This window comes from Streptomyces sp. NPDC031426, from assembly GCF_055581585.1.
In genome coordinates this window covers 1-8,548 of sequence record NZ_JBVIJE010000072.1, presented here as the reverse complement: position 1 = coordinate 8,548, position 8,548 = coordinate 1, and the positions used below count along the sequence as shown (strand labels likewise).

Genomic DNA, 8,548 nt, shown 5'->3' with positions numbered 1-8,548 from the left:
CGAGTACGAGGAAGCCTTCTGGCAGAGCCAGGAGCAAACCCCGCAGTCCGCCTGAAACAAGATCACCGGACTCTACGAAACTCGGGGCAGCTCAGGAAGCGTTCGAGGGTCTGATGAGGCGGATAGCAGGCCGGTTCGCCAGGGTTGAACCACGCCGCCGGGTAGGGCGGTTGGTACTCGGGCTCCTGTCGGACCTGCCGCGCGAGAACTGCTGGACCCTGGCCGAACACGCAGGCGACGCCAGCCCGGACGGCATGCAGCACCTGCTGCACCGCGCGAAGTGGGACGCCGATGCGGTCCGTGACGACCTGCGCTCCTACGTGGTCGAGCACCTGCGCGACGACGAGGCCGTGCTCGTGGTCGACGAGACCGGTGACCTGAAGAAGGGCACCGCAACAGTGGGCGTTCAGCGCCAGTACACCGGCACCGCTGGACGGATCGAGAACGCCCAGGTCGCCGTCTACCTGGTCTACTCAGCCGAACACGGTCACGCCGCGATCGACCGGGCCCTTTACGTGCCGCGCTCGTGGACCGATGACCCGGACCGCTGCCGGGCCGCCGGCATTCCCGACGACCTCTCCTTCGCGACCAAACCCCAGCTCGCCGCCAGAATGATCCTGCGGGCGTTGGACGCGGGGACGCCCGCCCAGTGGGTCGCGGGCGACGAGGTCTACGGCGACAACCCGCATCTTCGGTCCGCCCTGGAAGCCCGTCCGATCAGTTACGTCCTGGCCGTCTCCAGCACCCATCAAGTCGCCACACGCGCAGGCAAGTTCCAGGCCAGAGCACTGGTTCCGCGGATCCCCCGGCGGGCTTGGCAGGGGCTGTCGGCCGGAGCCGGCGCGAAAGGCGAGCGGTACTACGACTGGGCCAGCTCGACATCACCGGACCGGACGGACGACCCGGCCACTGGTGGCTGCTGATCCGCCGCAATCGCCGAAGCGGCGAACTCGCCTTCTACCGCTGCTTCTCCCCCTATCCGGTGCCACTGTCCGAGTTGGTGCGGGTGGCTGGGCGGCGCTGGACGGTGGAGGAGATCTTCCAGGCCAGCAAGGGCCTGGCTGGCCTGGACGAGCACCAGGTTCGTCGCTGGACCTCCTGGCACCGCTGGGTCACCCTCGCCATGCTCGCCCACGCTTTCCTGGCCGTCACCGCAGCCGCCGAACGCCGCGACCAGCCTGCGCCAGCCGACCTGATCCCCCTGACTGGTAGCGAGATCCAGCACCTGTTCGCCGCGCTGATCAACACGGTCCACGATCTTGCGCATCGACTCCGCTGGTCGCAGTGGCGACGCCGGCATCAAGCCCGCGCCCGCGCCTCCCACTACCGACGGCAAGCGGCCTCCCAACCATAAAGATCACGATCTACGGCTGGAGTATTAGTTAGGCCGAAAGAGCGGAGGGCGTCACTCCCCTCGCGAACGTGACTGTATGGAGTCACCTGCATGCATAGAGTGATAGACGCTGGGAGTCGAGTGGCGGCTTCCGCTTGAGCAGGGGAGAATGACATGCCATCCATTGCCCGGACCCTTGGGGCGGTCGGTGTCGGTGCTGTGCTTGCGCTCGGCGTCACACAGTCCGCGTCGGCAGCGCAAGGACAGCTGATCATCGGCAGCGCGACGTACAACAACCCCAGCGGCTGCTACTTGGTGGGGAGCCTTCCGAAACAGGTGCAGAATCACACCAATGGCATCGCGTACATCTTCAGCGCCAACAACTGCACGGGGTTCGTGATTCAGACTCTGACGCCCGGCACGAGCGCCCCCGACTACTACGGATACAGCGTGTACGTGGGGTAGGCCCCGCCTGCGCGCCGTGAACCGCCCGACGCTGGCCTCCACCAGCAGCACGGCCCCGGCCTGGGAGACCACCGAAGTGCCGCCGCCCTCGATGCCGACGCACGGGTGGGACCCGATACGCTTCTTCATCTGGAAAGTGCTTCTCTCCTCGTAGCCAACAGGACCCTCAGTAGTCCTATCGTTGCAGGTCAGGAGCACTTCTCGCGTTTGTGATCACGCCTCGGACAGCCCACCTCGTCAAAGCCCGAGGCTAGCGTCGTGGTCAGAGACGGTGCAGGCCGCTAGTGAGACCTCTAGCGGTAGAGGGTCCGGCCTCTAGTGCTAGAGGCCATGAGGGACCCTGGAGTCGGGACCTGTCTGGAACCTCCGAGGTCAACCACCAACGACAGACAACGACCATCAACGACCGCCCGACCGCAGGTCAGTTGAGATGACCACCCCGCCGACCAGCCCCAAAACCGGGGCGGTCGAAACCCAGGGCAAGAAGAAGTGATCGCCCACGAGTAAGCCCCCTGCCCGCGGTTTCTTCCGTGAGTAGGGGGCTTGGTGCTGCGTGGCCATCGGCCTCGAGATCGGTCAACGCCTCGTCGCTGCTGGACACGACGTGATCGCGCAGGTCGATCAGTCACGAGAAGCGCTCGCCGTCGCCGGACAGCTGCACCTCGGCGGCTCCGTCATCGCCGCACGCGCCGAGGAGAAGTCGGCCGTCGAAGAGCACATCGGCGAGGCCCGCCGGATCGCACAGCGCATCGGGGACGCCTCCGATGTGCACTGGCTCAGCTTCGGACCGACCAATGTCGCTCTGCGCAAAATGTCCGCCGCTGTCGAGATGTGCCGGTACGACGGCGCTCTGAAGCAGGCCCGGAACATCAAACTGCCTTCTCAGCTGCCCACGTCCCGCCGCGCCCACTTCCTGGTCAACCAGGCCCGCACCCAGATGGAGACCGGGCACACCGACGCCGCACTGAAGTCGCTCGTCGAAGCCCGCCGCCTGGCCCCCGAGCAGACCCGCTACCACCCCGCCGCCCGGGAGACGATCACCGGCCTGGTGCACCTGTTCCGTCGCACGCCGGAGACGCTCAACCGCATGGCGGCGTGGGTGGGCCTGTAGACGCGCTCTCAGCACTCACAGTGTGAAGGCGACGAGGCGAGGTGCGCCCCAGCGGCCGCGCGAACGACCCCGGGGCCGGCCAACGCTGCGAAGGAGCGTTAGACCCAGAAGCGCCGCGATGGCGTCGGGCTGTGTCCCGTAGCTGATCTTGGCGCCCAACGCACGCTCTTGCACTCACTGCCTCCTGCGGTCGTACAACTGTCAGGGCGCCGGGCACCTCGTGGCAACTAGCCGTGTTGCTGGCTCAGCAGCGCCATGCCATGTCCTAGCCCGGAGATCGCTCATCGCTAGGCATACGCAGCGACGAATTCCGGGCGGTAGGTGGCTCGGTAGTTGTCGAGGGCCCTCTGAAGCATGGCGGCCCCGCGCGGAACGCCGGCCGTGAGCTGATCCCAGCCAAGGAAGCGCACCTGGTCCGGGATCCTGACCAGGCCAGTGATCGCGTCCCAGAAGGCATCCCAGTTCATGCCATAGAAGCCCGGGAAGCCCAGCTCCCGCATCAGAAGCAGATGCAGGGCCCGCTCGTCGGTCACCTCGCTGACATCAATGGTGATCATGGAGACATGCTTGCACGTGGTTGCACCGTTCTGACATCCACGAGTGACATCAACGACAGCGTGCGGCGGGCGGCGACAACCAGCACCCGTGTGCGGCACCGGTGCACGAGGCGAGCCGCCGCCACGCCGAGTGGACTGGCGCCCGGGGTCGACGAGTAGCACGTCGTTCGGTACGTCGTCGCAGATCAATGTGTAGTACTTGACCGCCATCCCCGTGCCCCTCCCGTTTCGGACGATTATCAGCTGAGGTGGGCGCGGATCCCCGTGCAGGGCTCTGTGCGGGGCCGGTGGTGGAGGCGTGGCCCCCGTGCGCTACCGTGGCTCGCTTTTGTCGCGAACCTAGGGGGGTTTGATGCGGCGAACCGCAGCAGCGGCGAGTGTCGTCACCGTGCTCGTTCCGCTTCTCCTGGCCGGCACCTCAATGGCGTCGGCCGCAGGCAATGGGACACTCACCGTCACGACGTTGGACCGGAGCGGCAAGCCGGTTCACGCCCAGGTGGCGGTCTACAACACCAAGACGAACGACTTCCGTTACATCGACAGCAACAAGGCGATGTCGCTGCCCAACGGCAGCTACGAGCTCGCCACGTCCATCGCGGACGCCGGTGACGAGCGCGCCACCGTCGGCGGTCACAGTGTGACGGTCTCCGGGTCCACCAAGACCACGTTCGACGCCCGGCAGGGCCGCGCGGTCAACGTCTCGCTCAGCCCGAACCCCGGCAGCGGATACGACCACACGGTCAGCGCGTACGTCTGCACCTCCGACAACGGACCCGCCACCATGGGCGCGTCCGCGGACGCGGGTGACCTGTATGTGCTCCCGTCGAGCAGCAAGGCGTACGAGCTGGCCTACGGCACCACGTACCAGCCGCGGTCGGCGACCGGCGGGGACTTCTGGGTGGCGTCCGCCAGGCACGCGGGCGGCGTGCCGTCCGGGGTCTCCGCGACGCTGAAGCAGTCCGCGCTGACCGCCCTCAAAGTGTCCGCCCGTTCGGGCCCCGACAGCGGAACGGCGTTCTTCTCGTTCAACTACTCGTCGTCGAGCGGCGACTCCTGCTCGTGGGGCCCGAACTCGCTCCAGTTCCAGCGTGACCTGCCCAACTCCTTCACCGCTCACCTCCCGGCCGGCCAATGGCAGGTGGGCCAGCAGGCCAACGACCTCATCTTCGACGGGTTCCACAGCTACGCGGCCGGCAAGACGACCGCACTGACCCTCGGCCACGCCGTCTGGGGACCCAGCGGGCGGCTGCCGAACACCTGGTACCACCAGCTGTACTTCGGGTCCATCAACCTGTTCGCCGACCCGACCCTGCCCGAGGGCGGGACGCTGGCCAGCGGCTCGGTGAAGCTGACCCACGCGGGCAAGACGCTCTACTCGCACAACTTCACCCCGTCGGGCGAGATCGACGCGCACCCGAAGATCCCTGGTGCCGGCTGGTACACGCTCACCGAAACCGGCCGGCGCAACCTGCCGTCGGGTTCGCTGTCGACCACCGTCGGCCTCAGCCTGCACTTCTACGCGGACCCCAGCAAGAACCAGCAGATCCGGGACTACATCACCCGGTTCTGGCCCGATGCGCTGAACTCCAGGAACCAGGCGGCCCCCGGGTCGACCACGACCGTCGTGCTGGGCATGCAGCGCAACGGCACGGACGACAGCACGGTGCAGCAGCTGTCGGACAGCGTGCAGTCGGTCAAGGCCTGGTACACCACCGACGACGGCGCCACCTGGCACGCCACCGCCGCGAAGCTGTCCAGCGGCAAGTGGACCATCGCCGTCCACAACCCGGCCTCCGGCCGCGTCGGCCTGCGCTCGACGGTCACCGACACCCACGGCGACAGCTCGACGACGACGGTGTACAACGCGTACGCCGTGAGCTGAGGCCGCCGGAGCCGCCGTTCGGACGGCCGCCGGACCGCCGTGGAGACGGCCACCGCACCCGCCGTCGAGACACTGGCGGTCCGCCCGAGGGATCCCGGGCGGGCCGCCGGGGCCCCGGTGCCGTTCTCGGTCCACTCGGGCACGGCCGCCCGGACGGCGAAACGCCACGTTAGTTTCCTCAGGCTGGGAACTCGGGCGGGGAGTAGTCGGTCCGGGGGTGTCGGACGGAATGCTGGTGGATCATGTCTGCTGACGGTGCGCCGCGCGACGGGGGTGATGACCATGCCGCCCGGGCAGCCTGGAGAGCCGACCGGCTGGGTGCCGCCGGAGGGACAGGCACGGCTGCGGGTCAGTGAGACGTTGGCCGCCGCAGCGAGGGGCGCCGACCACCCGCAGGCGGTACCGGGCGCGCTGTGCCAGGCGTGCGTACGGCTGCTGCCCGTCAGCGGTTCCTCGGTGTCGATCTCCGGCGGCAAGGGCGTACGCGTCACCTGGTGCGCCAGCGACCGGGTTGCCGCGCGGCTCGCCGAGCTGCAGTACACCGTGGGGGACGGGCCCTGCCAGACCGCGCTCGAACAGGGCGCCCCCGTCGTCGCCGCCGACCTCGCCGGCGGCCCCGACGCCCGCCGCTGGCCGATCTTCGCGCACGAGGCCATGGCCCTCGGTGTCCGCGCCGTCTTCTCGCTGCCACTCGGTGTCAGCGGCGCCGCGATCGGCACCCTCGACCTGTACAGCGACAGCGCCGGCGGGCTCACCGGACAGGACATGCGGACCGCCCTGTGGGTCCGCGACGCCGTCACCTACGCGCTGATGAGCCTCCAGGCGGCCGGGCACGACAGCACCGAGGAAGACACGGAGGACGAGGCAGCGTCCTGGGTGGCGGCCTCCGAGGCCGACCACACCGAGGTCTACCAGGCGGTCGGCATGGTGATGGTGCAGCTGGACCTGGACCCCGAGCAGGCCCTGGACCGGCTGCGGGCCCGCGCGTACGTCGAGGGCCGTACGGTCAGCCAGCTGGCCCGCGAGGTCCTGGCCCGCCGGCTCCGCTTCCGCAAGGAGCCGGACGACGGCGGTGACCGCAGGCACTACGTCGGCGAGGACGGGCGTGACGGCGGGGACGAGGGAAGGGACGGTGAACGGTGATGGGCCGTGAACAGCAGGTCGCCGAGGCGCTCGTCGGGCTGCCCGACTCCCTGGCCGACGACATCGACCCGGTGGTGCTGGTCGAGCGCCTGGCACGCAACTGCGTCGACATCACCGGAGTCGACATCACCGGAGCGGACGGGGTCGGCATCATGGTCGTCTCCGGCCGCGGTGATCTGCGCACCCTGGCGGTCACCGAGGAAGACGCGGGCGCGCTGGAGTTCTTCCAGCTCCAGGCCGACGAGGGCCCTTGTCTGGAGAGCTTCCGCGAGGACCGCCGTATCGACGTCCCGGACCTGGAGCACAGCGACGACCGCTGGCCGCAGGTCACCCCCTTCGCCGTACGGCGCGGGTACCACTCCCTGCACGCACTGCCCCTGCGCGTGCACCGGCAGACCGTCGGCGCCGTCAACCTCCTGCTGCGCCGGCCGGGCGGACTGCCCGAGCTGGACCTGGAGCTGGCCCAGGCGCTCGCCGACGTCACGGCCGTCGCGCTGGTCAACCGGCGCCCGGAGCGGCTGCGGCCGACCGACGTCAGCAACCGCGTCCAGGCCGCCCTCGCCGCCAAGGCCGCCGTCGACATGGCCACCGGGATGCTCGCCGAGACCGGTGAACTCTCCCTGGCCGAGGCTCGCGCGGCCCTGCGCGGCTACGCCGACGGCCACCGCCGCCGCCTGGTGGACACCGCGCACGCCCTGGTCCGGCGGGCCCTGTCCCCGGACGCCGTCCTCGCCGCCGGGACAGGGTGATCGACGACACCACCACCGCGTGCGGGCACGCCGCGCGCAAACGCGAACGGGTCGTCGTCGAGGACGTCGCCACCGCGCCGGACTTCGACGAGACCTCCCGGGCCGTGCTGCTAGCCGCCCACAGCTGTTCCCTGCAGTGCACCCCGATCCCGGGCCTGGCCGGGCGGCCGCAGGGCATGTTCTCCACCCCACGATCAGCCCGGGCACGCGTACACCGGGGCCGAACTCGGTGCGCTGGACCGGGTCGCCCGGGAGGCGGGGGCGTGGCTGGACTGGTACCGGACGACCACGCTCCGGGCCGCGCTGGAGGATCTGCACCGGCGGGCGCAGGGCGATGAGACTGATTGAGGCTCAGTAAGGCTCATGGGAAGGGCCGGTGCGAATCGGGCGCACACCGGCCCTACGACGTCGTACCGCCCTCAGCCGCACTGGCAGGGGCCGCCGGACTGGCACCCGCAACCGCAGCCCGAGCCGCAACCGCACGCGCCGATCAGCGCAAGGTTCCTGGTCTCGGCGGGCTGGTCGGTCTCGCGCTCCTGCGTGGGGTCGGGCGTGGTGCTGGGGGATTCGGCCATGGGTCCCTCCTAGAAGCTGGGGCAGGGATGCCCTCGGCTATTCCATGCCCGCTCCCCCAGGCGCATCAACGGCGCACAGAGGCGCCCCAGCGCTCCCAACCCCCTTCACCAAGCACCACCGAACACCCTGGCCCGCACCCGGCCGGCGCCGGCAGAGTGATCCGATCCTCACCGGCCGGGTACCGGCGAGCGATCCGGTCCCCACCCGCTGAGCGTCGGGCGAGGGACCGGGTCCCCACCCGGCGAGCGTCGGCGAGCGGTCCGGTCCCCACCCGTTGAGCGTCGGGCGAGGGACCGGGTCCCCACCCGGCGAGCGTCGGCGAGCGGTCCGGCCCCCACCCCGCGAGCGTCGGCGAGTGCTCGATCCCGCCCGCCTTCGGCGTCGGAGCAGCCTCGGCAGCCGTAGCCCCGCGAATCTCCCGGCCCTGGGCTGCAGTCCCGCGAAGCTCTCCGCTCCCGGTGGGCGCCGTCGAGGGACCCGGCCTCGCCCGGCAGGTGTCGCCGGAGGACCCGGTTCCACTCCACGAACGTCGGCGAGCGCCCGGTCCCGCCCGGCGTCGGTGTTGGAGCAGCCTCGGCAGCCGTAGCCCCGCGAATCTCCCCGCCCCAGGCCGCAGCCTCGGGTCGCAAGACCTCTGAGGCCCTGTCCGCCCGGGGCCGAAGGGCGTCGAGCGCCCCGAGCCCGCCCGGCAACCAGTGCCGGGGCAGGCCCGGAAGTCGAGGCTCCGTGATG

General features: G+C 69.9%; 6 protein-coding genes and 2 pseudogenes. 6 read left to right on the top strand and 2 right to left on the bottom strand.

Annotated elements, in window-relative coordinates:
* The first annotated feature begins 113 nt into the window (after positions 1-113).
* The 3 genes and pseudogenes from ACZ5NH_RS44930 to ACZ5NH_RS44920 form a co-directional block, all read left to right on the top strand.
* Positions 114-1,354, top strand: a pseudogene (locus ACZ5NH_RS44930) (IS701 family transposase).
* Between the two features lie 153 nt (positions 1,355-1,507).
* Entirely contained in the window at positions 1,508-1,798 is a 291-nt protein-coding gene (locus ACZ5NH_RS44925) for a hypothetical protein (protein WP_468784209.1), read from the top strand.
* A 571-nt stretch (positions 1,799-2,369) separates the two neighbouring features.
* Positions 2,370-2,909: pseudogene (locus ACZ5NH_RS44920) on the top strand (transcriptional regulator); the annotation flags it as partial.
* A 287-nt stretch (positions 2,910-3,196) separates the two neighbouring features.
* Here ACZ5NH_RS44920 and ACZ5NH_RS44915 read toward each other — a convergent pair.
* The gene (locus ACZ5NH_RS44915; protein ID WP_468784207.1) at positions 3,197-3,466 is read right to left on the bottom strand and encodes a barstar family protein; all 270 of its coding nucleotides are present in this window, start codon (positions 3,464-3,466) and stop codon (positions 3,197-3,199) included.
* 463 nt (positions 3,467-3,929) lie between these two features.
* Here ACZ5NH_RS44915 and ACZ5NH_RS44910 point away from each other — a divergent pair, with 463 nt between their 5' ends.
* The 3 genes from ACZ5NH_RS44910 to ACZ5NH_RS44900 all read left to right on the top strand — a co-directional run bounded on the left by ACZ5NH_RS44910 (position 3,930) and on the right by ACZ5NH_RS44900 (position 7,240).
* Positions 3,930-5,348: a hypothetical protein gene (locus ACZ5NH_RS44910; protein ID WP_468784205.1), complete on the top strand. Its 1,419-nt coding sequence runs from the start codon at positions 3,930-3,932 to the stop codon at positions 5,346-5,348.
* Positions 5,349-5,630: 282 nt separating this feature from the next.
* The gene (locus tag ACZ5NH_RS44905) at positions 5,631-6,491 is read left to right on the top strand and encodes a GAF and ANTAR domain-containing protein (RefSeq protein WP_468784203.1); all 861 of its coding nucleotides are present in this window, start codon (positions 5,631-5,633) and stop codon (positions 6,489-6,491) included.
* Positions 6,491-7,240: a GAF domain-containing protein gene (locus ACZ5NH_RS44900; RefSeq protein ID WP_468784201.1), complete on the top strand. Its 750-nt coding sequence runs from the start codon at positions 6,491-6,493 to the stop codon at positions 7,238-7,240. The genes ACZ5NH_RS44905 and ACZ5NH_RS44900 overlap by 1 nt, the downstream gene beginning before the upstream one ends.
* 419 nt (positions 7,241-7,659) lie before the next feature.
* Here ACZ5NH_RS44900 and ACZ5NH_RS44895 read toward each other — a convergent pair whose 3' ends face one another.
* On the bottom strand, positions 7,660-7,815 hold the full coding sequence (locus tag ACZ5NH_RS44895; RefSeq protein ID WP_450983099.1) for a hypothetical protein: 156 nt from the start codon (positions 7,813-7,815) through the stop codon (positions 7,660-7,662).
* Positions 7,816-8,548 lie beyond the last annotated feature (733 nt).

Coding starts and splice junctions, on each gene's coding strand:
- ACZ5NH_RS44915 (WP_468784207.1), bottom strand. CDS start 3,466: ATGATCACCATTGATGTCAGCGAGGTGACCGACGAGCGGGCCCTGCAT.
- ACZ5NH_RS44925 (WP_468784209.1), top strand. CDS start 1,508: ATGCCATCCATTGCCCGGACCCTTGGGGCGGTCGGTGTCGGTGCTGTG.
- ACZ5NH_RS44895 (WP_450983099.1), bottom strand. CDS start 7,815: ATGGCCGAATCCCCCAGCACCACGCCCGACCCCACGCAGGAGCGCGAG.
- ACZ5NH_RS44900 (WP_468784201.1), top strand. CDS start 6,491: ATGGGCCGTGAACAGCAGGTCGCCGAGGCGCTCGTCGGGCTGCCCGAC.
- ACZ5NH_RS44905 (WP_468784203.1), top strand. CDS start 5,631: ATGCCGCCCGGGCAGCCTGGAGAGCCGACCGGCTGGGTGCCGCCGGAG.